This is a genomic window from Streptomyces sp. WAC 04229, assembly GCF_003947455.1.
Lineage (GTDB): Bacteria > Actinomycetota > Actinomycetes > Streptomycetales > Streptomycetaceae > Streptomyces.
On the sequence record NZ_QHJH01000019.1, the window covers coordinates 1 to 22,200 of the forward strand.

Annotated in this window: 21 protein-coding genes and 6 tRNA genes; 18 read left to right on the plus strand and 9 right to left on the minus strand. The window is 72.4% G+C overall.

Annotated features, from left to right (window positions below; translation table 11 throughout):
• From cobT to DMH12_RS08200, 3 genes are all read left to right on the plus strand, one after another.
• Positions 1 to 1,977: nicotinate-nucleotide--dimethylbenzimidazole phosphoribosyltransferase (gene cobT, locus DMH12_RS08190; protein WP_125490894.1), on the plus strand; the 1,977-nt coding region annotated here is incomplete at its 5' end.
• 218 nt (positions 1,978 to 2,195) lie between these two features.
• Entirely contained in the window at positions 2,196 to 3,428 is a 1,233-nt protein-coding gene (gene cobA, locus DMH12_RS08195; protein ID WP_125490895.1) for a uroporphyrinogen-III C-methyltransferase, read from the plus strand.
• A 1-nt stretch (position 3,429) separates the two neighbouring features.
• The gene (locus DMH12_RS08200; RefSeq protein WP_125490896.1) at positions 3,430 to 4,248 is read left to right on the plus strand and encodes an RNA methyltransferase; all 819 of its coding nucleotides are present in this window, start codon (positions 3,430 to 3,432) and stop codon (positions 4,246 to 4,248) included.
• A gap of 7 nt (positions 4,249 to 4,255) precedes the next feature.
• Here the strand turns inward: DMH12_RS08200 and DMH12_RS08205 are convergent, their stop codons facing one another.
• Entirely contained in the window at positions 4,256 to 5,656 is a 1,401-nt protein-coding gene (locus tag DMH12_RS08205) for a serine/threonine protein kinase (RefSeq protein ID WP_125490897.1), read from the minus strand.
• A gap of 589 nt (positions 5,657 to 6,245) precedes the next feature.
• Here DMH12_RS08205 and DMH12_RS08210 point away from each other — a divergent pair.
• From DMH12_RS08210 to DMH12_RS08220, 3 genes are all read left to right on the plus strand, one after another.
• On the plus strand, positions 6,246 to 6,428 hold the full coding sequence (locus DMH12_RS08210) for a hypothetical protein (protein WP_125490898.1): 183 nt from the start codon (positions 6,246 to 6,248) through the stop codon (positions 6,426 to 6,428).
• 155 nt (positions 6,429 to 6,583) lie between these two features.
• Complete coding sequence (locus DMH12_RS08215) at positions 6,584 to 7,522, plus strand: aminoglycoside phosphotransferase family protein (protein WP_125490899.1); 939 nt, start codon at positions 6,584 to 6,586, stop codon at positions 7,520 to 7,522.
• Between the two features lie 101 nt (positions 7,523 to 7,623).
• The gene (locus DMH12_RS08220; protein WP_122617233.1) at positions 7,624 to 7,923 is read left to right on the plus strand and encodes a zf-TFIIB domain-containing protein; all 300 of its coding nucleotides are present in this window, start codon (positions 7,624 to 7,626) and stop codon (positions 7,921 to 7,923) included.
• Positions 7,924 to 8,001: 78 nt separating this feature from the next.
• On the opposite strand, the gene DMH12_RS08225 is transcribed toward DMH12_RS08220, so the two are convergent.
• The 5 genes from DMH12_RS08225 to DMH12_RS08245 form a co-directional block, all read right to left on the minus strand.
• A tRNA-Val gene (locus DMH12_RS08225) sits at positions 8,002 to 8,073 on the minus strand.
• A 31-nt stretch (positions 8,074 to 8,104) separates the two neighbouring features.
• Positions 8,105 to 8,176: transfer RNA gene (locus DMH12_RS08230), tRNA-Val, on the minus strand.
• Positions 8,177 to 8,195: 19 nt separating this feature from the next.
• Positions 8,196 to 8,267 (minus strand) — tRNA-Val (locus tag DMH12_RS08235).
• A gap of 1 nt (position 8,268) precedes the next feature.
• Positions 8,269 to 8,342, minus strand: a tRNA-Cys gene (locus DMH12_RS08240).
• Positions 8,343 to 8,380: 38 nt separating this feature from the next.
• A tRNA-Gly gene (locus tag DMH12_RS08245) sits at positions 8,381 to 8,453 on the minus strand.
• Positions 8,454 to 8,630: 177 nt separating this feature from the next.
• On the opposite strand from DMH12_RS08245, the gene DMH12_RS08250 reads away from it, so the two are divergent.
• Genes DMH12_RS08250 through DMH12_RS08260 form a run of 3 tightly spaced genes read left to right on the plus strand, consistent with a single transcriptional unit; the run spans position 8,631 to position 11,377 of the window.
• Positions 8,631 to 9,683: a chorismate-binding protein gene (locus tag DMH12_RS08250; RefSeq protein WP_125490900.1), complete on the plus strand. Its 1,053-nt coding sequence runs from the start codon at positions 8,631 to 8,633 to the stop codon at positions 9,681 to 9,683.
• Positions 9,680 to 10,501: an aminotransferase class IV gene (locus tag DMH12_RS08255; RefSeq protein ID WP_125490901.1), complete on the plus strand. Its 822-nt coding sequence runs from the start codon at positions 9,680 to 9,682 to the stop codon at positions 10,499 to 10,501. The genes DMH12_RS08250 and DMH12_RS08255 overlap by 4 nt, the downstream gene beginning before the upstream one ends.
• Positions 10,502 to 10,552: 51 nt before the next feature.
• Positions 10,553 to 11,377, plus strand: a complete 825-nt coding sequence (locus DMH12_RS08260) for a GNAT family N-acetyltransferase (protein WP_185832203.1) — start codon at positions 10,553 to 10,555, stop codon at positions 11,375 to 11,377.
• Positions 11,378 to 11,439: 62 nt separating this feature from the next.
• Here DMH12_RS08260 and DMH12_RS08265 read toward each other — a convergent pair whose 3' ends face one another.
• Positions 11,440 to 11,964: a DsbA family protein gene (locus tag DMH12_RS08265; RefSeq protein ID WP_185832204.1), complete on the minus strand. Its 525-nt coding sequence runs from the start codon at positions 11,962 to 11,964 to the stop codon at positions 11,440 to 11,442.
• 189 nt (positions 11,965 to 12,153) lie between these two features.
• On the opposite strand from DMH12_RS08265, the gene DMH12_RS08270 reads away from it, so the two are divergent.
• Both DMH12_RS08270 and DMH12_RS08275 read left to right on the plus strand, forming a co-directional pair.
• Positions 12,154 to 12,603 (plus strand): hypothetical protein, encoded by a 450-nt coding sequence (locus tag DMH12_RS08270; protein ID WP_125490903.1) that lies wholly within the window; start codon positions 12,154 to 12,156, stop codon positions 12,601 to 12,603.
• Positions 12,604 to 12,766: 163 nt separating this feature from the next.
• On the plus strand, positions 12,767 to 12,946 hold the full coding sequence (locus tag DMH12_RS08275; RefSeq protein WP_122617228.1) for a hypothetical protein: 180 nt from the start codon (positions 12,767 to 12,769) through the stop codon (positions 12,944 to 12,946).
• A gap of 89 nt (positions 12,947 to 13,035) precedes the next feature.
• Here the strand turns inward: DMH12_RS08275 and DMH12_RS08280 are convergent, their stop codons facing one another.
• Both DMH12_RS08280 and DMH12_RS08285 read right to left on the minus strand, forming a co-directional pair.
• Positions 13,036 to 13,596 (minus strand): CGNR zinc finger domain-containing protein, encoded by a 561-nt coding sequence (locus tag DMH12_RS08280; RefSeq protein ID WP_122617227.1) that lies wholly within the window; start codon positions 13,594 to 13,596, stop codon positions 13,036 to 13,038.
• Between the two features lie 276 nt (positions 13,597 to 13,872).
• The gene (locus DMH12_RS08285) at positions 13,873 to 14,286 is read right to left on the minus strand and encodes an SsgA family sporulation/cell division regulator (protein ID WP_004002642.1); all 414 of its coding nucleotides are present in this window, start codon (positions 14,284 to 14,286) and stop codon (positions 13,873 to 13,875) included.
• 191 nt (positions 14,287 to 14,477) lie between these two features.
• Between DMH12_RS08285 and DMH12_RS08290 the strand changes: the two genes are divergently transcribed.
• The 7 genes from DMH12_RS08290 (at position 14,478) to DMH12_RS08320 (ending at position 22,200) form a co-directional block, all read left to right on the plus strand.
• Complete coding sequence (locus tag DMH12_RS08290; RefSeq protein WP_125490904.1) at positions 14,478 to 14,930, plus strand: TIGR02611 family protein; 453 nt, start codon at positions 14,478 to 14,480, stop codon at positions 14,928 to 14,930.
• 79 nt (positions 14,931 to 15,009) lie between these two features.
• Positions 15,010 to 15,081: transfer RNA gene (locus DMH12_RS08295), tRNA-Val, on the plus strand.
• Positions 15,082 to 15,551: 470 nt separating this feature from the next.
• Positions 15,552 to 16,853 (plus strand): ABC transporter substrate-binding protein, encoded by a 1,302-nt coding sequence (locus DMH12_RS08300; RefSeq protein WP_125490905.1) that lies wholly within the window; start codon positions 15,552 to 15,554, stop codon positions 16,851 to 16,853.
• A 31-nt stretch (positions 16,854 to 16,884) separates the two neighbouring features.
• Complete coding sequence (locus DMH12_RS08305) at positions 16,885 to 17,856, plus strand: carbohydrate ABC transporter permease (RefSeq protein ID WP_185832207.1); 972 nt, start codon at positions 16,885 to 16,887, stop codon at positions 17,854 to 17,856.
• Positions 17,853 to 18,743, plus strand: a complete 891-nt coding sequence (locus tag DMH12_RS08310) for a carbohydrate ABC transporter permease (RefSeq protein ID WP_125490907.1) — start codon at positions 17,853 to 17,855, stop codon at positions 18,741 to 18,743. The genes DMH12_RS08305 and DMH12_RS08310 overlap by 4 nt, the downstream gene beginning before the upstream one ends.
• A 12-nt stretch (positions 18,744 to 18,755) precedes the next feature.
• Positions 18,756 to 19,367, plus strand: coding sequence for a hypothetical protein (locus DMH12_RS08315; RefSeq protein ID WP_125490908.1), 612 nt, complete (start codon positions 18,756 to 18,758; stop codon positions 19,365 to 19,367).
• 109 nt (positions 19,368 to 19,476) lie between these two features.
• Positions 19,477 to 22,200 carry a Tat pathway signal sequence domain protein gene (locus DMH12_RS08320; RefSeq protein WP_125490909.1) on the plus strand — a complete coding sequence of 908 codons (2,724 nt, stop codon included), beginning with the start codon at positions 19,477 to 19,479 and terminating at the stop codon, positions 22,198 to 22,200.

Consider the following 22,200-nt stretch of genomic DNA (forward strand, 5'->3'; position numbering starts at 1 on the left):
CACCTCGCCCCCACCCCGCCGGAGGCGCTCGCCCTCCCGCCGGAGGGCCTGGCCGCGGAACCCGGCACCGAGGACCCCGCGACGGTCCACGCACCCGAGGTCCCGGCCCCCCGCGAGGCCGACCCGGGCCTCACCCAGAGCGCCGAGGACCTGGACACCCACGCCGCCGACCAGGACGACCTCGTCGACGCCGCCGCCCAGGCGCCGGAGCAGACGGCGTCCCAGGACGGACGCCGGTCCGCCGGACCCGCGGCCCCCGCCTACGACGACGCCGAGCGCGAGGCCGTACTGAAGGTCATGCGCGAGCGCCGCGACATCCGCAACGGCTTCCGCGGCGACCCCATCCCGCACGAGGTGCTGCTCCGCGTCCTGGAGGCCGCGCACACCGCGCCCTCCGTGGGCCACTCCCAGCCCTGGGACTTCGTCGTCATCCGCTCCGCCGACACCCGCCGCGCCATGCACGAACTGGCGATGCGTCAGCGCGAGGCGTACGCGAAGTCCCTCCCCAAGGGCCGGGCCAAGCAGTTCAAGGAACTGAAGATCGAGGCCATCCTCGACACCCCGGTCAACATCGTCGTCACCGCCGACCCGACGCGCGGCGGCCGGCACACCCTGGGCCGGCACACCCAGCCGCAGATGGCGCCGTACTCCTCCGCGCTCGCCGTCGAGAACCTCTGGCTCGCCGCCCGCGCCGAGGGCCTCGGCGTCGGCTGGGTCAGCTTCTTCGACGAGCGCGAGATGGTCCGCGCACTCGGCCTGCCCGAGCACCTGGACATCGTCGCCTACCTGTGCGTCGGGTACGTCGACGAGTTCCCGGACGAGCCCGAGCTGATGCAGGCGGGCTGGTCCAAGCGCCGCCCGCTGTCCTGGGTCGTGCACGAGGAGACCTACGGCCGCCGCGCCCTGCCCGGCGAGGCGCCGCACGACCTGCTCGCCGAGACCGTCGCGCAGATCCGCCCGCTGGACGCCAAGGCACTCGGTGAGGCCTGGGAGCGGCAGAAGCGGATGACCAAGCCGGCCGGCGCGCTCGGCATGCTGGAGATCATCTCCGCCCAGCTCTCCGGACTCTCCCGGCAGTGCCCGCCGCCCATCCCGGAGCCCGCGGCCGTCGCGGTCTTCGCCGGTGACCACGGCGTGCACGCCCAGGGCGTCACCCCCTGGCCGCAGGAGGTCACCGCCCAGATGGTGGCCAACTTCCTCGGCGGTGGAGCGGTCTGCAACGCGTTCGCCACCCAGGTCGGCGCCGAGGTCTGCGTCGTGGACGTCGGCGTCGCCACCGACCTGCCCGCGACGCCCGGCCTGCTGCCCCGCAAGGTGCGGGCCGGCACGTCCGACATGACCACCGGCCCCGCGATGACCCGCGAGGAGGCCAAGCAGGCCGTCGAGGTCGGCATCGAGACCGCCCGCGACCTGGTGGCGGCGGGTAACAAGGCGCTGCTCACCGGCGAGATGGGCATCGCCAACACCACCGCGTCCGCCGCGCTGATCTCCGTCTTCACCGGCGCCGACCCCGCCGAGGTCACCGGCCGGGGCACCGGCATCAACGACGAGACGCTGGCCCGCAAGACCGAGGTCGTCCGCCGCGCCCTGGAACTCCACCAGCCGGACCCGGCCGACCCGCTGGGCGTCCTCGCCGCCGTCGGAGGGTTCGAGCACGCCGCCATCGTCGGCCTGCTCCTCGGCGGCGCCTCCCTGCGCACGCCGGTGATCCTGGACGGGGTCAGCGCCGGCGCCGCCGCCCTGGTGGCCCGGGCGATCGCCCCCGAGGTCCTCGCGGCCTGCATCGCGGGCCACCGCAGCGCCGAGCCGGGACACGTCGCCGCGCTCAACAAGCTCGGCCTGCGTCCCCTGGTCGACCTGGACCTCCGCCTCGGCGAGGGCACCGGCGCGCTGCTGGCCCTGCCGATGGTGCAGAGCACCGCGCGGGCGATGCACGAGGTGGCGACCTTCGACTCGGCCGGGGTCACCGAGAAGTAGCACCGCGACGCGCCGGACGGGGCGGAGCGGGACCGGCGGCGGCAGATCCGTCGCCACCGTCCCGCCACCGCCCCGGTCCGGTCCGGTCCGGTCCGGCCGTACGGTGGACCGGCCTCGTGCCGCCCGTGCACGTCTTTTACAATCCGCACGTATCCCCACGTCAGGGCCGCTCCACCGACGCAGCGCCCACCGCATGTCAGGACGAGGAGCCCACCCTGATGGCCGAACACCCCGCCTACCCCGTAGGCCTCCGCCTCACCGGCCGTCGCGTGGTCGTACTCGGCGGCGGTCAGGTCGCCCAGCGCCGCCTGCCCGCCCTGATCGCGGCGGGCGCCGACGTCCTGCTCGTCTCGCCCTCGGCGACCGCGTCCGTCGAGGCGATGGTGGACGCGGGCGAACTCACCTGGGAGCGACGCCGGTACGCGGAAGGCGACCTCACGGACGCCTGGTACGCCCTGATCGCCACCAGCGACGCCGAGGCCAACACCGCCGCCTCCGCCGAGGGCGAGCGGCGCCGCGTCTGGTGCGTCCGCGCCGACGACGCCGACCGGGCCACCGCGTGGACCCCGGCGTCCGGCCACAGCGCGGGCGTGACCGTGGCCGTGCTCACCACCGACGCGCGCGACCGGGACCCCCGCCACACCGCCGCCATCCGCGACGCGGTCGTGGAGGGCCTGCGCGACGGGACGCTCGTCGCCCCGCACCGGCGCACCCGCGCCACCGGCGTCGCCCTCGTCGGCGGCGGCCCCGGCGACCCGGACCTGATCACCGTCCGGGGACGCCGCCTGCTCGCCGAGGCCGACGTCGTCATCGCCGACCGGCTCGGTCCGCGCGACCTGCTCGCCGAGCTGCCGCCGCACGTCGAGGTCATCGACGCCGCGAAGATTCCGTACGGCCGTTTCATGGCCCAGGAGGCCATCAACAACGCGCTGATCGAGCACGCCAAGCAGGGCAAGGCCGTGGTCCGGCTGAAGGGCGGCGACCCGTTCGTCTTCGGCCGGGGCATGGAGGAGGCGCAGGCGCTGGCCGAGGCGGGCATCCCGTGCACCGTCGTCCCCGGCATCTCCAGCTCCATCTCGGTGCCCGGCGCGGTCGGCATCCCGGTCACCCACCGCGGCGTCGCCCACGAGTTCACCGTGGTCAGCGGCCATGTCGCCCCCGACGACGAGCGCTCCCTGGTCGACTGGGCGTCCCTCGCCAAGCTCACCGGCACCCTCGTGATCCTCATGGGCGTCGACAAGATCGGCCGGATCGCCGAGACCCTCGTCGCGCACGGCAGGTCCCCCGAGACGCCGGTCGCCCTGGTCCAGGAGGGCACGACGGCCGCCCAGCGCCGGGTGGACGCGACCCTCGCCACCGTCGCCGACCGGGTCGTCTCCGAGGGGGTCAGGCCCCCGGCCGTCATCGTCGTCGGCGAGGTCGTCGGCGTGGGCCCGCACGGGACGGTCTGACATGGGCGACATCGTCACCGTCGACGACCCCGGCGACCCGCGCCTGCACGACTACACGAACCTGACCGACGTCGAACTGCGCCGCCGCCGCGAACCCGCCGAGGGCCTGTTCATCGCCGAGGGCGAGAAGGTCATCCGCCGGGCCGGCGAGGCGGGCTACGCGATGCGCTCGATGCTGCTGTCCGCCAAGTGGGTCGACACCATGCGCGACGTCATCGAAGCGGCCCCGGCCCCGGTGTACGTCGTGGACCCCGTGCTCGCCGAGCGGGTCACCGGCTACCACGTCCACCGCGGCGCCCTCGCCTCCATGCAGCGCAGGCCGCTCCCGGCCACCGCCGACCTGCTGCGCACCGCCCGGCGCGTCGTGGTCATGGAGTCGGTCAACGACCACACCAACATCGGCGCGATCTTCCGCTCCGCCGCCGCCCTCGGAATGGACGCGGTCCTGCTCTCCCCGGACTGCGCCGACCCCCTGTACCGGCGCAGCGTGAAGGTCTCCATGGGCGCGGTCTTCTCCGTGCCCTACGCCCGCCTCGACACCTGGCCGGCCGGGCTGGAGACGGTCCGCGAGGAGGGCTTCTCGCTCCTCGCCCTCACGCCGGACGCACGGGCCGAGCCCCTCGACGAGGTCGCCCCGCACCGCATGGACCGGGTGGCCCTCATGCTGGGCGCCGAGGGCGACGGGCTGTCCCGTCGGGCGCTGGCCGCGTCCGACACCCGGGTCCGCATCCCGATGTCCCACGGCGTCGACTCCCTGAACGTGGGCGCGGCGGCGGCGGTCGCCTTCTACGCGGTGACGGTGGGCCGCCCCACGGCGTAGCCCGCGGCTACCGTCCCGGCGCCGGGTCCCCGGCGCGGGATCCGCCGCCGGGCACCTGCACCCGCTCCTGCGCCGCCCGTACGGCACCGCGGTCGTCGCCGAGCCCCTGCGACGGCCCTTGGCAGCCCTGCGCGACGGCGATACCCAGCGCGACCAGCAGCGTCACCACCACGAAGACGAACAGGCGCTGCCGCAGCAGCCGCGGGTTCGCGGGCCGGCGCCGGCCGGTTCCCGTGGTTCTCGGCCCGCTGCGGCCGGTACCGCTGCGCGGCCCCGGCCGGCCGCCGTCGTTGCGTGCGCCGCCGCGGCCGGTGCCGTCGCGGGGGGCGGGCGTGGACCGGGACGCGGGCCGGGCGCCCGTACCGCCGTTGCGCGCCGGCGTACCCCCACGCGCGGGCGTACCCCCACGCGACGGAGTGGCGCGCCGGGGCGCCGGCCCACGGGACCCCGGGGTGCTCCGCGGCGCCGGGGTGCCCTGCGCACGCCGTGGCGCGCGCTCGGGGTAGGTGTCGGCGAGCCGTCCCGTCGGCAGGTCGGCCTCCGCGCTGCGGGGCGCCGGCGGCCGGGCGTCGGCCAGGCCCTGGGCCTCGCGGGCGGCGATCTCCTTCAGGCGCAGCGACAGTTGCAGCGTGCTGGGGCGCTCCTCCGGGTCCTTGGCCAGGCACGCCCGCACCAGCGGGGCCAGCGCGTCGGGCACGCCGTGCAGCTGCGCCTCCTCGTGCACCACGCGGTACAGCATCACCTCGGAACTGCCGTGCCCGAAGGGCGAGTCGCCCATTGAGGCGTACGCCAGCGTGGCACCGAGCGAGAACACGTCCGTGGCCGGCGTGACCGCCGCCCCGCGCACCTGCTCCGGCGCGAGGAACCCGGGGGAGCCGACCGCGGTACCCACGTGGGTGAGGGTGGAGGCGCCCGTCGCCCAGGCGATGCCGAAGTCGATGATCCGCGGCCCCTTGGGGGACAGCAGGATGTTGGACGGCTTCAGGTCCCGGTGCACCACCCCGGCCTCGTGCACCGCGACCAGCCCCTCGGAGAGGGCGGCACCCACGGCCGCGACGTCCGCCGCGCCGAGCGGGCCCCCGTCGACGACCTTGTCGTGCAGGGAGGGGCCGGGCACGTACTGGGTGGCGAACCAGGGGCGGTCCGCGTCCAGGTCGGCGGCGACCAGCCGGGCGGTGCAGCCGCCCCGGATCCGCCGGGCCGCCGAGACCTCACGCGCGAAGCGCGACCGGAACTCCTGATCCTCGGCCAGGTCCGGCCGGATGACCTTCAGCGCGACCCGCTGCCCCTTCTTGTCGGAGCCCAGGTAGACCACGCCCATTCCACCCGCGCCGAGCCGCCTGTGAAGCCTGAACGAGCCGACGACGCGCGGGTCCTCGCGCCTCAGGCGCATCATCGCCATGTTCATCCCCGCTGCCCGGTCCCTGTGACGAGCCACAGCTTACGTTTCCACGGCCGCCCGCGCGCAGAGGCCGCGCCCTCTCGCGACGACGGATTGTCAGTGCCCGGTGCGACAGTTGAGGGGTGGTCAGGCAATGGGCGGCCCGTCCGGCTCCGGCCCGCCGGTGATCCCAACCGACCGTCACCGGCGGGGGATTGGGTCCGGGAAGCAAGGGCGGGCCGTGCGGGCGGAGTGCGCCGGGAAGACGCCGGGTGCCTGCCGTGCGGGCCGGTCCGGGTCGGACGGCCGGTGGAGACGGGGGCGCAGGGGGCGGTGCCGGAAGTGAGCGAAGTCACCGGACGGCCCGGAGATACCGGGGCAGGGCGGGCACCCCGTCCGGGAAGACCCCGAGTCCCGGGACCCGGTCTCCACCCAGGGGAGTACTCGGCTGGTCATGGCTCATCCTCCGGGAGGCCCGGCAATCGGTACGAGGGCATGACGTCCGGCGAGTCCCGGACACCTAGATTTGAGGTCAAGCGGCGGGTGGCAGCACTCGTCCCCCGAGGTCAGACACCCGCCGCTGCCAAGGACAACGGAATCGGTCAGGAGAGGGACCATGGCCCAGACGCTGCCGCGGACGCTGGTCCGCACGCGGGAGACCCGCAGTCAGGGCCGCCGCCACCCCGCGGTGGCGACGCTCATGGCCCTGCCCCTGGCGGTCCTGCTCCTCCTCGTCTTCGACGGGTGGGAGACAGTGGCCACACAAGCGTCGTCCGTGGGTGTGGTGCTGGGGCGCTGAGCGGCGCCCCGGGCCCGGAAGAGCGGTCCGGGCGGGGACATCCATCCATGAAACCCCGTGGGGACGGGGGTGCGGCGGACGGCAAGAATGCCGGCGCAGCTGGGGAGCTGCGCCGGCATTGCCGTGTCCGAGGAAGCGGTGCGTACCCTCACCCGGTGACCACGGACGCCCTCCTCCCCGCCCTCGCGGCCCGCGTCAGGGCGACGGCCCACGCCGGCACCCCGGCCTGTGCCTGCGGCGCGGCCACCCTCACCACCCTGGCCGACCGTCCGGACGCCACCGTCGTCCGGCACGCCGACGCCGTCGCCAAGGCCCACGCGGCGGACGCCGACCCCGCCGCCCTGGCCCTCCGCGTCGAGGTCGCCGCCCGGCTCCCCGGCGTCCTCCTGCCGCCGCTCGCCCCCGCGCCCGTGACGCTGCACGGGCGGCTCGTCACCTCCTGGCCGTACGGGACCCCCGTGGACCCCGAGGATCCCGACGCCGCGCCCTGGGAGGCTGCGGCCGTACTTCTGGCGCGCCTCCACCGGGCGCCGGTGCCCGCCGCCGTGCCCGCGATGCGCGGACCCGCGAAGGCGGCCCAGGCCGTCGCCCGCCTCCGGGCCGGCGCCCCGCACCACCCCGCCACCGGTCCCGTGCTCCGGGCCTGGGCCGACCTGCCCGCCTGGGCGCGCGGCGAGGCCGCCCCGCCGACGGCGGCCGGCCTGGTCCACGGCGACTTCCACCTGGGCCAGCTCGTCCGCCACCCCGTCCCCGGAGGGCCCTGGCTGCTGATAGACGTCGACGACCTCGGCACCGGTGTCCCGGCCTGGGACCTGGCGCGCCCGGCGGCCTGGTACGCCTGTGGACTGCTCCCGCCCGACGAGTGGCACCGCTTCGTGACCGCCTACCGCGCCGCCGGCGGCCCCGCCGTCCCGGCCGGCGGCGACCCCTGGCCGGCGCTGGACGTCCCGGCCCGCGCCCTCACCGTGCAGACCGCCGCCCGCTCCGTCACCAAGGCGGTCGCGGCGGACCGGCCCCTGGACGAGGTGGAGCTGCCCCTGGTCGACGCCTGCGCCCGCATGGCCGCCGTCCGGCCCTGCGCCCCAGGCGGTTGAGCCGAATTTCCGCGAAGTAGGGTGCAACCGACCCGCGGCCGGACAGAGTCTGTCCTGGCGATACGCGAAGCAGGACCGACCGGCGAGGAGTTGAGCCGTCCATGCAGTGCCCCAAGTGCCACGCACCGATGCACACCTACAACCGCAACGGCGTTCAGATCGAGCAGTGCAGCGGCTGCCGCGGAATCTTCCTCGACTACGGCGAACTGGAGTCGCTGACCCGCCTGGAGGCCCAGTGGTCCCAGTCCGCTCCGCCGCCGGCCCCGCCCGCCGCCCCGCAGGCGTACCCCGCCGCACAGCAGCCCGCCTGGGGCGCCCCGCACGGCGGCCACGGCCACGGGCACGGCCACTACGGTCACCACCGTCAGAAGGGCTTCGGCCGGATGCTCTTCTCCAGCTGATCCGGCCCTCCGGTCCTCCGGCTGATCCGGACACGACGAAGCCCCGGCCGTACGAGACGGCCGGGGCTTCGGTGGGTGTGGACGATACTGGGATTGAACCAGTGACCTCTTCCGTGTCAGGGAAGCGCTCTCCCGCTGAGCTAATCGTCCTGGGAGTGATGCGATGGTGCGACGTACTGCGTGCGCGATACTGGGATTGAACCAGTGACCTCTTCCGTGTCAGGGAAGCGCTCTCCCGCTGAGCTAATCGCGCGGGGATCCTTGCGGACCAGTGGACGATACTGGGATTGAACCAGTGACCTCTTCCGTGTCAGGGAAGCGCTCTCCCGCTGAGCTAATCGTCCTTGGAGGTGGAGACGGGATTTGAACCCGTGTAGACGGCTTTGCAGGCCGTTGCCTCGCCTCTCGGCCACTCCACCAGGAGTGTAGGAGGTCCGGGAGACCCCCTGTTCCTGCGAGCGGACGACGAGGCTCGAACTCGCGACCTCAACCTTGGCAAGGTTGCGCTCTACCAACTGAGCTACGTCCGCCTGTCGGTTCGGTCCGCTTGCGCGGCCCGGCGACGTGATGAACTCTAGCGGATACCGGGGCCAGTACAAAAACGCGTTTGTGCAGCGTGCTGCGGTGCGTCCGCTCGCGGACCTGGTCAGGGCTCCCGGAAGGACACGTTCGGGTGCCCTCCGGGACACCGGCCTAGACTCGGGCACGTGCACGACCTCCCTCCTCTCGCCCGCTTCGGCGACCGCGTCGCCACCGGTCTCCTCGACGTCACGAGCGATCCCGCCGCTCTGGAGTCCGAGGGTTTCTGGGCCGTCTGCGCGGACTTCGAGGGCCGTACGACCTGCGCACGCTTCGCGGACGTACGCACCGAGCCGGTGCCGGCGCCCGCACCGGGGCGGTGGCCCGGACCGGCCGTCGGTGACTGGACGTCCTCCCTCGACCGCGCCGCGTACACGGCGGCGGTCCGGCGCATCCGCGAGCACATAGCGGCCGGCGAGGTCTACCAGGCCAACCTCTGCCGGGTCCTCTCGGCGCCCCTCGCCCCCGACGCCGACGTGGACGCCCTCACCGCCCTCCTGGCCCGGGGCAACCCGGCGCCGTACGCCGGCACGATCCGGCTGCCCGGACACGGCGTCGAGATCGCCACCGCCTCGCCCGAGCTGTTCCTGCGCCGCGACGGCCGGACCGTGGAGTCCGGGCCGATCAAGGGGACCGGGCGGACCGAGGGCGACCTGCTGGAGAAGGACTACGCCGAGAACGTCATGATCGTGGACCTGGTCCGCAACGACGTCGGGCGGGTATGCGCCACGGGCACCGTGACCGTCCCCGACCTGTGCGCCGTCGAGAAGCACCCCGGCCTCGTCCACCTGGTGTCCACCGTTCGCGGCGAACTGCGCGCGGACGCCGGCTGGCCCGAGCTGTTCGACGCGGCCTTCCCGCCCGGGTCCGTCACCGGCGCGCCAAAGTCGAGCGCCCTGCGGATCATCGGTGCCCTGGAGGCCGCGCCGCGCGGCCCGTACTGCGGGGGCGTCGGCTGGGTCGACGCGGACCGGGGCACCGGCGAGCTGGCCGTCGGCATCCGGACGTTCTGGACCGACCGGACCGAAGGGCTGCTGCGCTTCGGCACCGGTGCCGGCATCACCTGGGGGTCCGACCCGGACGGCGAATGGCGGGAGACCGAACTCAAGGCGTCCCGGCTGCTCGCGGTAGCGTCGGGGGCGTACGAGGTCACCGGAAGTGGAGAGGCGCTACCGACGTGAAGATCTGGCTCGACGGCGGACTGCAGGACATGGATTCCGCCCGCGTCTCCGTCCTCGACCACGGGCTCACCGTGGGCGACGGCATCTTCGAGACGGTGAAGGCGGTGGCCGGCCGGCCGTTCGCGCTCACCCGCCACCTGGACCGGCTGACCCGCTCTGCCCGCGGCCTGGGCCTGCCCGACCCCGACCTCGACGAGGTCCGCCGCGCCTGCGCCGCCGTCCTGGCGGCCGACCCGGTGCCGCTGGGACGGCTCCGCATCACCTACACCGGCGGCCACGGCCCCCTCGGCTCCGACCGCGGCGAGCACGGCCCGACCCTCGTCGTCGCCCTCGGGGAGACGAGCCGCCGCCCCGATTCCACGGCCGTCATCACGGTGCCGTGGACCCGCAACGAACGCGGCGCGCTGACCGGCCTGAAGACCACCTCCTACGCCGAGAACGTCGTCGCCCTGGCCCGCGCCCGGGAACGGGGCGCCTCGGAGGCGCTGTTCGCCAACACGGTCGGGCAACTCTGCGAGGGCACCGGCTCCAACGTCTTCGTCGTCCTCGACGGAGAGATCCACACCCCGCCGGTCGCCTCCGGCTGCCTCGCCGGAATCACCCGCGCCCTGGCCGTCGAGTGGAGCGGCGCCCGCGAGACCGACCTCCCGCTGGACGTCCTGGAACGCGCCGACGAGGTCTTCCTGACCTCCACGCTGCGGGACGTGCAGGCCGTGCACCGGGTCGACGACCGCGAACTTCCGGGCGCCCCCGGACCGGTGACCGCCAAGGCCATGCGGGTCTTCGAGGAGCGCTCCGGGGACGACCTGGATCCCTGAGCGCGGATATCGGGCTGCCCTTCTGCCTCTTCGGTGGGTAGAACTGCCCTGATGACCACGACCCTGCGGCCGACCGAGCCGCTCCAGCACGCCGCCGACGGGACGCGCTCCCGCCGCTACCAGGTGTGCGTGAACAGCCGCCCCGTCGGCGCCGTACACCTCGGCACCTCGCGCTCCCTGGGCGACTCGGTGGCCGTGATCCACCGGCTGCGCATCGACGAACCGGACCGCCGGCGCGGCCGGGGCACGGTGGCCGCGCTCGCCGCCGAGGAGATCGCGCGCGGCTGGGGCTGCCGGCAGATCGAGGTGGGCGTCGCCGCCGACGCGGAGGCCGGTACCCGCCTCGCGCAGGCGCTCGGGTACGTCCTGCGCAACCGGGGCATGACCAAGCAGCTGGGCGCCACCCCGCCCGCCCTGCCCGCGGGCAGCCGCGCCCGGCCGATGACACCGGACGAGTTCGACGCCTGGAAGGCCTACGAGTCCGAGCAGTACGCCCGCACGTGGATGGAGCGGGGGCTGCCGGAGGCCGAAGCGCGCGCCAAGGCCCGCCGTGACCACGAGGTGCTCCTGCCGCAGGGGCTGGCCACGGAGAACACGCTGTTCAACGTGTTGGAGCACGAGGGGACCAGGGTCGGGATCCTCTGGCTCGCGCTGCACGAGGACCGGGCCTTCGTCTTCGACGTCGAGGCCGACGAGGCCCACCGGGGCCGGGGGCACGGGCGCACCCTGATGCTGCTGGCCGAGGGCCGGGCGATCGGCGCCGGCCGGCCCCTGATCGGCCTCAACGTCTTCGCGGGGAACACCGCGGCCGAGCGCCTCTACGAGTCGCTCGGCTACCGGACCACGCGGTCCCTGTTCTGCAAACCCCTGCTGTAAGCGCGGTGGCGGACCGGCGCGACGCGGGGGTGGACGGTCGGCACGGGACGGCCCTACGCGTCTCAGCCCTGCCGCTCGGCCAGCAGCCGGTCGGCGATCTCCTCGATCCGCTCGCGCAGCCCCTCCTGGCTCTTGCCGCCGTCGAGGCGCTCGCCGCCGATCACGTAGGTCGGCGTACCGGTCACGCCGATCGCCTTGCCCTCGGCCTGGTCGGCGTCGACGATCAGGATGTGCCGGCCGTCGACGAGGGCGGTGTCGAACTCCTCCGCGTCCAGTCCGAGGTCGCCCGCGACCTCCACCAGCAGCGCCTCGCCCTTGCGGTCCAGCTCCGCCACGCGGCCCAGCACGGCCTCGGCGTACGGCCATCCGCTGCCCTGGGCGACGGCCTCCTCGGCGGCCTGCGCGGCGGCGAAGGCGTGCTTGTGCTTCTCCAGCGGGAAGTGCCGCAGCCGCAGCTCCAGCCGGTCGCCGTAGCGGGCGCGCAGGGCGCGCAGGTCGTCCAGGGCGGCGTGGCAGTCCGGGCACTGGAGCTCGCACCAGACGTCGAGTACGGGCGCGGCGGGCCCGGCGGGGGAGGAGTCACTCATGCCCCCATCCTCCCAGCCCACGGGGCGGCGCCCCGACCGCGGCCCTCCTCCTCCACCGGCACCTGGGGAGGAGCCGACCCGGAGATCTCCCTGATCTCGGGCCACGGCATGGCCCCACCGCGTGCGGGCGGTGCAGGATGGAAGGGACGAAGTACTCATGCCCGACCTGGCCCAGCTCTGGAGGACCGGATGATTGCCGAGACCGTCTGCTCCGCGGTGTCCGCGGCGGGCCTGGGCATCGCGGCGGTCACCGCGTACCGCAGGCGTTTCCTCACCGCCGTCCGTGTCGCCGCCTACGCGCTGGTGCCGATCGGCCTGGTGATGACCGGGGTCGTGGAGTGGCTGGCCGACACCGCCTTCAGCCCGGTGGCCTGGGCCGGATTCGGAGTCCTGGGCGTGGCCTGGGTGCTCTTCATGATCACGCGCACGGTCGAGCGCCGCCGCGGCGGCACCCGCAAGGAGCGCAAGCAGGCCAGGGCGGCGGCACGGCGCGACGCGGTGGCGCCTGGCGCCTCCGCACCCTCGCTGGGCGCCGGTGCGAGCCCGGCCGCCAAGCCCGCGCCCAAGCCGGCGAACGCCTCCCGTGGTGAGGACGACTTCAGCGACATCGAGGCCATCCTCAAGAAGCACGGCATATGACCCCCGTCGCCCCGGGCTGAAACGACACAGCGGTCCGAGGCCGACAGCGCGTGCTCCGTAACGATCACTATCCGACCGGACATTGCGACATTCAACGAACTCCCGGTCGTTACGGGCGTGTTGATCGCGACGGCCGGCTCCGCTGCGTCATCATCGCCGCGAGATGCCGGACACCACTCAGCTGGATCCCCAGCTGGACACGAGACAGAGCGAAACCGCGCGGACACGGAGTGAACCACGCGGCTGCCTCTTCGCCCTTTCCCAGCCACCGCTCATGATCTTCCTAGCGGTGATCGGGTGTCTGCTGCTCATGGCTGCGTTGCACGATCTGCTGTTGCTGTGAGCCGTACCCGCGCTCCCCGGCGCCACCCGCCGGGGGCCGCGACACACCACGCGGGCGTGTCCACGCACCCGCCCGGCCGCGCCGACGGCTCAGCCCGCGGCCTCCTTGCGCCGGGCCCGGTAGGCCGCCACGTGCAAACGGTTTCCGCACGTCCGGCTGTCGCAGTACCGCCGCGACCGGTTGCGGGAGAGATCGACGAAGGCGCGCCGGCAGTCGGGGGCCTCGCAGCGCCGCAGCCGCTCCTGCTCGCCGGCGACCACGAAGAAGGCCAGGGCCATCCCGCAGTCGGCGGCCAGGTGGTCCGCGACGGAGGCGCCGGGCGCGAAGTAGTGGATGTGCCAGTCGTAGCCGTCGTGGTCGGTGAGACGGGGCGTGGTGCCGGCGGCCGCGACCAGGTCGTTGATCAGTCCGGCGGCGGCCCGGGCGTCGGGAGCCGCGAAGACCGCGGCGAACCTCCCGCGGATCTTGAGGACCGCCGAGAGGTCGAGTTCCGAGAGCACACCGACGTCGCTGATTTCGTGCGTTCCCACGAATTCCTGGAGGGCGGCGACGTCCGGCAGCCCGTCCGGAGCCGTGTCGTCCTCCGGTACGGAGTTCACCAGATCGACCACGGTGTCGAGCGCGCACCGGGTGTCGTGGGTGATCAGCACACTTAGCTCCCTGGCCTGGGGTCGGGCGGGCGCCCGCCGATGCTGGCCGATGGTAGTGCCATCCGCGGCGGGCGGACCGGCCGCGATCGCGTCCCCGGCCGCCGGTTGCCCCTACAACGCGGTCGCACCGGCCTTCGTTCCCCGGCGGGGACGCGCGTCGGCGCCGTCCCCGCGGAGAACCGCGGCGACGACGCCGTGTGTGCCGTATGCGGTTGTCCCGGCCCGTGCCGTCACCCCGAGTCGACGGCGACGGGCGGCTTCACGCGGAGCCCCTCCCTAGCTTTCCGCCAGGATGTGCGAGAGCTCCTGATCGAGATCGAAGTGCCGGTGCTCCGTGCCGGGGGGCACGGCGGCGTCTGTGCGCTTCAGGAAGGACTCCAGGGCCCTCGCGGGGGCCTCGAGCAGTGCCTCGCCCTCCGGAGAGCTGAGAGCGATGCACACGACGCCCTGGCCGTGACTGCGGGACGGCCAGACACGGACGTCGCCGGTCCCGGTGGGACGGTGGAGACCTTCGGCGAGGAGGTCGCGGGCGAACACCCACTCGACGGTTTCCTCGGCTCCGGTGTGGAAGGTGGCGTGCACGGCGTAGGGGTCGGCCGTGTCGTACCGCAGGCCTGCGGGGACAGGCAGGGAGGACTCGCTCGACACAACGAGGCGCAGGTGCAGCTCGCAGCTGACCGTGGTGTTCATAAGCGCCAGGGCCTTTCGCTCAGTGTGCGCTCGGGGATTCGCACGTCGGCGAAATCGACATGCCACCTACGGTGCCGTTGTAAACCCCTCTGAGTGTTTTGCGTGTGTTTACGTAACTCTTCCGGCCGAGTGATCGTTCGAGTCCTGCGCCCATTCCGGTGACAGGTTTCGCTCGGGTAGTGTTTGGCCGTATGAACACGGGGAGTAACAAGCCCGGCGAGGGTGCCGTGGCGGAAGACCGTACGGGGACGGACGACGCCACGGGCGAGCGTGCGCTCGGCTCGCGGGCACCGGATTTCATCAAGGCGCGCCGCGCCCTGCACCTGAGCTGGCAGGTCGGCGTGTTCATCGTCGGCCTGGCCGTGGTGGTGGCCGGCATCATCATGCTGCCGCTGCCCGGACCGGGCTGGGTCGTGATCTTCGGAGGCATGGCGATCTGGGCGACCGAGTTCGTCTGGGCCCAGCTGGTGCTGCGCTGGACCAAGCGCAAGGTCACCGAGGCGGCTCAGCGCGCCCTCGACCCCAGGGTGCGCCGCAGGAACATCATCCTGACCTCGGTCGGGGTGGTGATCTTCGCCGTGCTCGCCGGGATCTACCTGTGGAAGTTCGGCCTCGAGTTGCCCTGGAAGATCAAGGACCAGTGACCGCCCGCGACGGGCGCGGTGCCCCGGTACCGCCTGGTCACGGGCGCCTCTGACATGGGGTAATGTTCTTCCTGCGTCCGGGCGATTAGCTCAGTGGGAGAGCGCTTCGTTCACACCGAAGAGGTCACTGGTTCGAACCCAGTATCGCCCACCGGATCATCAGGCGGCCCGGCTCACGATCGTGAGCCGGGCCGTTCTGTCGTGCCCGTCCTCCGGTGTGCGGGCCCGCGTCCGCCGCCCGGCGCGTACGCGCCCGTCACCTGGTGCGTACGTGTCCGCCCTCGGCGGGTCCGGCCCGGGTCTGCCGGTCGCTCCCGGTGTCCGCCGGCGCGCCCGCGCGACGGTTCCGTTTCCGGGTGCCGTCATCCAACCGTGACCTTCCGCGGCCCGCGCGCCGGCGGGCCACCCGGTGTTCGGCCCGTCGGCCGCGCGGCGCCCACCTGGCTCTTCTCGGGCGCTTCCGCCGCCACCCCCGAAACGGTTCCTGCGGCTCGTCGCGCCGGGCGCCGGTAAATTCCTGTCCGAATCGTTGACGCGCTTCCGGGCCCTCCGTACCTTGTGCCAGCAAGCGCTTACTTGAAACGATTCATGAGGCGAAGGCCGCGTCGCGGGGAGGCTCGTATGCAGCAGGACGGGAATGCGCGGAAGCAGGTCGGGAGGCGCACGGTCCTCAAGGCGGCGGGAGCTTCGCTGGCCGTCACGGGGCTGGGGGCCACGGTCACCGCGTGCGGCGGCGGGAGCGGTTCGGGAGACGGTTCGGTGACGATCCGTTACTCCTGGTGGGGTGCCGAGGACCGGGCAGAGCGCATCAACAAGACCATCGCGCTCTTCGAGAAGAAGTACCCGAAGATCAAGGTCAAGACGGACTTTCAGCCGTACACCGACTTCTGGAAGAAGTTCAACACCCAGGCTTCCGGGGGGAATCCGCCGGACGTCTTCCAGAATGCCATCGGATTCCTTCGCAAATACGACGCGAAGAATGTCCTGCTCGACCTCGGAGGGCAGGTCGAGGCCGGAAACCTCTCCATGGACGGATTCCGCGCGGGCCTGGAGAAGTTCGGCGAGATCGACGGCAAACTCCTGGGCGTGCCCGTCGGTTCGAACTCCATGGCCCTGGTCATCGACAAGCCCGTCTACACCCGGGCGGGCGTCAAGCCCGAACAGGGCTGGACGTGGGACGACTTCGAGGAGGCGATGACGAGGGTCCGGGACCGCACGGGCCGCGCCGGCGACAGCGGCATGTACGGGGTCATGTACCTCTACGACCTGTACCTGCGGCAGAACGGCAAGGCCTTCTTCACCGAGGACGGACTCGGCTTCACCGAGGCCGATCTCACCGCCTGGTGGACCAAGGCGGACAAGGCCGTGCGGTCCGGCCTCTTCGCCGACCCCAAGAAGGTCGCGCAGATCAAGCCCAAGTCGGCGCTCTCCGCCGAACTGGCCGGCAGCGAGTTCACCTGGGACAACTTCACCGTCCGCTACACGTCGGAAGGCAAGAGCGAGTACGGACTCGCGCCGATCCCCACCACGGACGGCAAGAAGACCGGCCAGTACCTCGGCTCGCTGATGCTGAGCGCCTACAAGCGCACCCAGCACCCCAAGGAGGTCGCCCAGTTCATCGACTTCATGGTCCACGACCCCGAGGTGGCCAAGATCATGGGCTACGACCGCGGTGTTCCCACCACCCAGGCCCAGTACGACGCCTACCGGCCGACCGACCCGGTGAACAAGGCCATCGCCGCCTATGAGGAGTCGCTGGTCGAGTCGGGCGTGCTGGAGCCGATCACTCCGCACCCGAACGGCGCGGACATCTGCGAGGCCGCCTTCCTGCGCATCGCCGAGGAGATGGCGCTCGGCTCGCGATCCGTCGGGGACGCCGTCGAGCAGTTCTTCACCGAGTCGAAGACGGCCCTCGCCGGCTGAGGGGAAAGGCACCGTGACACACGCCCCCGCGATGGCGGGCCCGGCCCGGGACTCCCGGCCGCGGCCCTCCCCGGAGAAGCCCGCGCGCTCCGCCGCGCAGAAGCGGCGGGGACGCCGGGAGAACCTGGCCGGCTACCTCTTCATGTCCCCCTGGATCGCCGGGTTCCTGCTGCTGACGGCGGGACCGATGGTCGCCTCGCTCTACTTCGCGTTCACCGACTACAACCTCTTCGACGCGCCCAGGTGGATAGGCCTGGACAACTTCTCCGAGATGTTCGGCGACCCCCGCTGGCGCCACTCGGTACGGATCACCCTGTGGTACGTCGTCGTCGGTACGCCGATCAAGCTGCTCGCTGCGCTCGGCGTCGCGCTGCTGCTGGCACAGAAGCGGCGCGGGCAGGCCTTCTACCGGGCCGCCTTCTACGCGCCCTCGCTGATCGGCGCGAGTGTGTCCATCGCCATCGTGTGGAAGGCGATCTTCTCGGACGACGCGGTCGTCGACCGTACCCAGCAGTTCTTCGGGATCGGCGCCGGAGGCTGGACCGGCGACCCGGAGCTGATCATCTACAGCCTGGTGGCGCTCACCGTCTGGCAGTTCGGCGCCCCCATGGTCATCTTCCTGGCCGGCCTCAAGCAGGTGCCGCGCGAGCTGTACGAGGCGGCCGACGTCGACGGGGCGGGCAAACTGCGCCAGTTCTGGAACATCACCCTGCCGATGATTTCCCCGGTGCTCTTCTTCAACGTCCTGCTGGAGACGATCCACTCGTTCCAGATCTTCAGCTCCGCCTACATCGTCGGCGGCGGCGCCGGGGGCAACGCCTGCGGTCCCGCGGACGGCACGATGGTCTACACCTGCTACCTGTACGTCCAGGGGTTCGAGAACAGCCGCATGGGCCTGGCCTCCGCCATGGCGTGGATGCTGCTGGTCGCGGTCGCCCTGGTCACCGCGGTGCTGTTCTGGTCCCAGAAGCGCTGGGTGCACTACGAGGAGGGCGGCCGATGAGCGCGCAGGCCACGGACGTCACGCCGACCGCCGCCGCGAAGGGGGCCCTGCGGCGCCGGCTGCCGGGCTCGCTCGCCTGGCACCTCGGGTCGCTGGCGATCCTCGCGGTGATCCTCTATCCGGTGCTCTGGGTCGTCGGCGGCTCCTTCAAGGAGAGCGGTGACATCGTCGGCAGCCTGGACCTCTTTCCGGGCGACCCGATCGTCTCCAACTACACGAGCCTCGCCGACGGCATCGCGGACATCTCGATCTCCACCTTCTTCCTCAACTCGCTGTTCCTGGCCGTCGGTTCCGTGATCGGGATCGTGGTGTCCTGCTCGCTCACGGCCTACGCCTTCGCGAAGATCAGGTTCGCCGGGCGCAATCTGCTGTTCACGCTGATGATCGGCACGCTGCTGCTGCCGTACCACGTGCTGCTGATCCCGCAGTACGTGCTCTTCCGCAACCTGGACATGATCAACACGTACACCCCGCTGCTGCTGGGGAAGTACCTGGCCACCGAGGCGTTCTTCGTCTTCCTGATGGTCCAGTTCATGCGCAACCTGCCCAGGGAACTGGACGAGGCGGCCCGCCTCGACGGCTGCGGGCACTTCCGGATCTACTGGTCGATCGTGCTCCCGCTGTGCCGGCCGGCCCTGATCACCAGCGCGATCTTCACCTTCATCAACTCCTGGAACGACTTCATGGGCCCGCTGATCTACCTCAACGAGCCCGGCAAGTACACCGTCTCGCTCGGTCTGAAGATGTTCGTGGACCAGGAAGGGCTGGCGAACTACGGCGGCATGATCGCCATGTCCCTCGTCGCGCTGCTGCCCGTGCTCGCCTTCTTCCTGGCCTTCCAGCGCTATCTGATCGACGGCATGGCGACGTCCGGGCTGAAGGGCTGAGGTGAGCCGATCATGACCCAGGCGCGTGCGAAGGCCCGTACGGAGCGGGCGGGGGAGCGGGGCGAGTCGCGGTTCGCCGAGGGCTTCGCCCTCTTCGCCGAGTGCCTGCTCACCGGCGTGTGGATCGCGGTGGCGGCGCTGCCGCTGGTCACCTACCCCGCCGCGTTCGCGGCCGGCGCGCGCCACCTCGGACGCCGGCTGGCGCACGAGCGCGGCGGGCTGCGGGAGTTCGCGGCCGACTTCCGGGCCGCGGCGCGCCGCGGGTGGCTCGTCGGAGTCGGCGGGTGGGTCGCCCTGGCGGTGGTGTGGGTGGACGTGCGGGCGGTCCGGGACGGACTGCCGGGCGGCGCCTACGTGGGTGCCGTCGGGGTCATGGCCCTCATCGGCGCGGCCGTGGCGGGACTGCGCGCGGCGGCGGCCTGGCGCCCGGGTGCCTCCTGGCGGTCGCTGCTCGCGAGGGCCGCCCGGCGCACCGTGCTCGACCCCGCCGGTTCCTTCCTCCTCGTCAGCGGACTGGCGCTCGTGGTCTGCTCGGCCTGGTTCAGCGCACCGCTGGGGGTCGTCGTCCTGGGTGCGGTGGCGGCGGCTGCCGTCGCCGTGGAGGAGCGCCACCGGCGGCGTTGACGGGCCCGTTCCGACCGCGTTCCCGGCCCGTGGCCCTGCCTCTCACCATCTGTCATGCCCCTGCCAGTCATGCCCTGCCCCAAGAGCCCTGTCACAAGAAAGGAAGGCCATGTCACGCATCCCCCGCAGGTCCCTCCTCAAGGCGGCCGCCGTCGCAGGCGCCGCCGCCCAGTTCAGCTGGGCACTGGGCACGAAGAACGCGCAGGCCGCGGTGGCCGACGACAGCCCCGTCACCCTGACCTGGCTGGAGGACGGCGGCCTCGGCGCCGCACCCGGCTCCACCGTCGGCGTCCCCTGGCCCCGGGGCACCTTCCGGGCGGACCAGTCCTTCGCGGTCACGGACGCCGACGGCAAGGACGTACCCGTGCAGTCCTGGCCGCTCGCCCAGTGGCCGGACGGCTCCCTGAAGTGGACCGCGCACGCCGTCGGTTCGGGCACCGGCACGCTCACCCTGGCCGCCGGTACGCCCGCCGCACCCACCCGGAAGATCACCGTCGACCGGCGCGGCGGCACCATCGACATATCGACCGGCGTCATCACCGCACGGATCGGCACGTCGGGATCGACGCTCGTCAAGTCGGTCGTCCGCGGCTCCACCGAGATCGCCAGGAACGGCCGCCTCGTCGTGCTGCGCCGGCCCGAGATCGAGGACGACGAGCAGGGCACGGTCAGGTCCGAACGCTTCGACGGCGCGATCCACGAGGTGAAGGTGGAACAGGACGGCCCCGTCCGCGCCGTGGTCCGCGTCGACGGCGAGCACCGCAAGGGACGCCGCGGCCTGCTGCCCTTCTCCGTCCGCCTCTACTTCTACGCGGGCGCCGACTCCTTCCGCATGGTGCACACCATCACGTTCGACGGGAAGCAGGAGCCCGGGAAGGCGGACGGCGACTTCGTCCGGGGCCTCGGCGTCCGCTTCACCGTCCCCATGCGCGACGAGTCCTACGACCGCCACATCCGCCTCGGCGGCGAGGGCACCGGCCTGCTGCGCGAGGCCGTCAAGGGCATCACCGGACTGCGCCGCGACCCCGGGGCGGCCGTACAGGCGGCGCAGTTCGCCGGTGAGAAGCTGCCCGACCCCGCCACCTGGGACCAGCGCGTCACCACCCGGCTCCCGTACATCCCCGAGTGGGGCGACCACACCCTCTCCCAGCTGTCCGCCGACGGCTTCACCGTCCGCAAGCGCACCGGGAAGGGCCACGGCTGGATCGGCGCCGGCGGCGGACGGCGCGCCTCCGGCTTCGGCTACGTCGGCGGCGTGAGCGGCGGCCTCTCCTTCGGCCTGCGCGACTTCTGGGAGAAGCACCCCGCCCAGCTCGACATCCGCGACGCCCGGACCGACGCGGCCGAGGTCACCCTCTGGCTCTGGTCACCCGAGGCCCAGCCCATGGACCTGCGCTTCTACCACGACGGCATGGGCCAGGACAGCTACGCCGAACAGCTCGAAGGCCTCAACATCACCTACGAGGACTACGAACCCGGCTTCGGCACCCCGTACGGCATCGCCCGCACCAGCGAGCTGATGTTCTGGGCCAACGCCGCCACCCCGAGCGCCAAGACGCTCGCCGGACAGGTCCGGGCCGTGCGGACACCTCCGCAGCTCGCCGCCCCGCCCGCACAGTTCATCAGGTCCAGGGTCTTCGGCCCCGGCCTGTACTCCGAACCCGACCGTTCCACGCCCGCCAAGGCCAGGATCGAGGACCACCTCGACTTCCTCTTCACCTACTACAAGGACCAGGTGGAGCAGCGACGCTGGTACGGCTTCTGGGACTACGGCGACGTCATGCACTCCTACGACACCGCCCGCCACCAGTGGCGCTACGACGTGGGCGGCTACGCCTGGGACAACTCCGAACTCTCCCCGGACCTGTGGCTCTGGTACGCCTACCTGCGCTCCGGCCGGGCCGACATCTTCCGCTTCGCCGAGGCCATGACCCGGCACACCGGCGAGGTCGACGTCTACCACCTGGGCGAATGGGCCGGCCTCGGCACGCGGCACGGCGTCCAGCACTACGCCGACAGCGCCAAGCAGCAGCGCATCGCCAACACCACTTACCGCCGCTTCTACTACTTCCTCACCGCCGACGAACGCGTCGGCGACCTCATGCACGCAGGCGTCGACTCCGACGAGACCTTCCTCGCCCTCGACCCGCTGCGAAAGATCCGCACCGAGCCGTACACACCCGACCGGCACGCCCTGTCGATCGGCTTCGGCACCGACTGGAGCGGCCTGGTGTCGGCCTGGCTGACCGAGTGGGAACGCGTGGGACCCAAGTGGGAGAAGGCCCGGGACCGCGTCCTGTCCACCATGGAGACCATCGCCGCCCAGCCCAACGGCTTCGTCCAGGGCAGCGGCCTGTACGACCTGGACACCGGGAGGTTCGCCGTCGCCGACACGCCGAAGGTCGAGGTCTCCCACCTGTCGGCCGTCTTCGGACTGAACGAACTGTGCGCCGAGCTGATCGACCTCGTCGACATGCCCGCGTTCCACGAGGCGTACTACGACTACTGCCGCTACTTCAACGCCACCAAGGCCGAACAGGCGGCCCGGTACGGCAAGGACTTCGGCAGCCTCATCCTCTTCCAGGGCCACTCGCGCCTCGACGCCTACGCGGCCGTGCGGACCGGCGACGAGAAGCTCGCCACGCGCGCGTGGGCCAAGTTCTACGACTCCGACGGCTACAAGGAGTCGGCGCCCTGGACGACGGAGAAGCTGACCGGCCCCGTCGCCCTGGTGCCGGGCAGCGAGGCGAGCTGGGTGTCCACCAACGACACCGCCCTCTACGGCCTCGCCGCCATCGAGAACCTGGCGCTCATCGGCGACAGGATGCCGTAG

What these genes read in the sequence shown, in the direction of transcription:
- DMH12_RS08305 (WP_185832207.1), top strand. Translation starts at nt 16,885, where the DNA reads ATGGCGGGCCCGGCCCGGGACTCCCGGCCGCGGCCCTCCCCGGAGAAG.
- DMH12_RS08220 (WP_122617233.1), top strand. Translation starts at nt 7,624, where the DNA reads ATGCAGTGCCCCAAGTGCCACGCACCGATGCACACCTACAACCGCAAC.
- DMH12_RS08290 (WP_125490904.1), top strand. Translation starts at nt 14,478, where the DNA reads ATGAACACGGGGAGTAACAAGCCCGGCGAGGGTGCCGTGGCGGAAGAC.
- DMH12_RS08285 (WP_004002642.1), bottom strand. Translation starts at nt 14,286, where the DNA reads ATGAACACCACGGTCAGCTGCGAGCTGCACCTGCGCCTCGTTGTGTCG.
- DMH12_RS08270 (WP_125490903.1), top strand. Translation starts at nt 12,154, where the DNA reads ATGATTGCCGAGACCGTCTGCTCCGCGGTGTCCGCGGCGGGCCTGGGC.
- DMH12_RS08320 (WP_125490909.1), top strand. Translation starts at nt 19,477, where the DNA reads ATGTCACGCATCCCCCGCAGGTCCCTCCTCAAGGCGGCCGCCGTCGCA.
- DMH12_RS08310 (WP_125490907.1), top strand. Translation starts at nt 17,853, where the DNA reads ATGAGCGCGCAGGCCACGGACGTCACGCCGACCGCCGCCGCGAAGGGG.
- DMH12_RS08260 (WP_185832203.1), top strand. Translation starts at nt 10,553, where the DNA reads ATGACCACGACCCTGCGGCCGACCGAGCCGCTCCAGCACGCCGCCGAC.
- DMH12_RS08210 (WP_125490898.1), top strand. Translation starts at nt 6,246, where the DNA reads ATGGCCCAGACGCTGCCGCGGACGCTGGTCCGCACGCGGGAGACCCGC.
- DMH12_RS08265 (WP_185832204.1), bottom strand. Translation starts at nt 11,964, where the DNA reads ATGAGTGACTCCTCCCCCGCCGGGCCCGCCGCGCCCGTACTCGACGTC.
- DMH12_RS08300 (WP_125490905.1), top strand. Translation starts at nt 15,552, where the DNA reads ATGCAGCAGGACGGGAATGCGCGGAAGCAGGTCGGGAGGCGCACGGTC.
- DMH12_RS08275 (WP_122617228.1), top strand. Translation starts at nt 12,767, where the DNA reads ATGCCGGACACCACTCAGCTGGATCCCCAGCTGGACACGAGACAGAGC.
- DMH12_RS08200 (WP_125490896.1), top strand. Translation starts at nt 3,430, where the DNA reads ATGGGCGACATCGTCACCGTCGACGACCCCGGCGACCCGCGCCTGCAC.
- cobA (WP_125490895.1), top strand. Translation starts at nt 2,196, where the DNA reads ATGGCCGAACACCCCGCCTACCCCGTAGGCCTCCGCCTCACCGGCCGT.
- DMH12_RS08315 (WP_125490908.1), top strand. Translation starts at nt 18,756, where the DNA reads ATGACCCAGGCGCGTGCGAAGGCCCGTACGGAGCGGGCGGGGGAGCGG.
- DMH12_RS08205 (WP_125490897.1), bottom strand. Translation starts at nt 5,656, where the DNA reads ATGAACATGGCGATGATGCGCCTGAGGCGCGAGGACCCGCGCGTCGTC.